The sequence below is a fragment of the Paenibacillus cookii genome (assembly GCF_018333375.1).
GTDB lineage: Bacteria > Bacillota > Bacilli > Paenibacillales > Paenibacillaceae > Paenibacillus_AQ > Paenibacillus_AQ cookii.
In genome coordinates, this window is sequence record NZ_BORW01000104.1 from 1 (window position 1) to 593 (window position 593).

Below are 593 nucleotides of genomic sequence, written 5' to 3' on the forward strand. Positions count from 1 at the left end.
GGAAAGACCATCTGCCGCAAGCTTCCGTCTCCACTAAAACATGGGAAACTCCCACCTTTTCACTTCTTAAGTCGCCATTGCTTTAGCATCTTGCATTGATCTTATGCACTTTCGAAATTCAGGTTTACTTGTATTATGGAAGTTCTGCTTGGCAATACGGTTCAAGATCGGTTCGCGCGCGTCTTCATTCATTGCTTTAAATTTTTCGAAATTCTCTAGTACTTCCTCTTTCGTGCTTTCCAGTACGCAATCAAACCGACGCAATACGGCTAAGGGTAAAATGACCTTTCCATAATCCTCAGGTTTGTATGGGCCACGTAAGACCTCAGCTATAGACCAAATAAAACTGACTTTATCCTGAAAGTTAATCATCATGCATCTCCTCTTATGGCAAAACAATGCTAGTATACCTTCTAAGTTTACCGGTATCTCTTCTTTTGTGGAAGTCTTCCCTTGTTGAAATATTTAATTTGAGCGTTTTGCAGTAATCTGAGGCCTTGAGCCGTAAGGATTTTCGGACATAAAAAAGGGACTTCACCCCAACTTGGAGAAGTTTTCAAGTGACCAAACCCAAAAACCTCAAGGATGGAGGA

The 593-nt window shown here is 41.3% G+C and carries 1 pseudogene; it reads right to left on the reverse strand.

Annotated elements, in window-relative coordinates:
- Positions 1-102: 102 nt before the first annotated feature.
- Positions 103-372, reverse strand: a pseudogene (locus tag KI367_RS26765) (type I restriction-modification system subunit M N-terminal domain-containing protein); the annotation flags it as partial.
- Positions 373-593: the final 221 nt, after the last annotated feature.